This window comes from Salifodinibacter halophilus, from assembly GCA_012999515.1.
GTDB classification, from domain to species: domain Bacteria; phylum Pseudomonadota; class Gammaproteobacteria; order Nevskiales; family Salinisphaeraceae; genus Salifodinibacter; species Salifodinibacter halophilus.
The window spans coordinates 1-233 of sequence record JABEEB010000798.1; the positions used below are offsets into that span (position 1 = coordinate 1).

The window sequence follows — 233 nt, forward strand, 5'->3', positions numbered from 1 at the left end:
CCGCGACACCTCGCTTGCGGCGCGAGCGTGCGACCCCGCGGTCGCGGCTCGCGCCGCTCCTACAGGGGGCGGTTGCGGGATCGGCCGCTACCCGCGGCCGGGGAACGGATCGGGGTCGCTGTCGAACAGGCGCTGCGCGATGTCGCGCTCGTCCGAACCGATCTCGGCGATGAACTCGCGCACGTCGCCCAATTGCGCGAACGCGGCGAAGCCGCGTTCCAGGAAACCCTGCA

General features: G+C 72.5%; 1 protein-coding gene. It reads right to left on the reverse strand.

What is annotated here, in order from left to right:
* Positions 1 to 87: 87 nt before the first annotated feature.
* Positions 88 to 233: hypothetical protein (locus HKX41_13785; GenBank protein NNC25204.1), on the reverse strand; the 146-nt coding region annotated here is incomplete at its 5' end.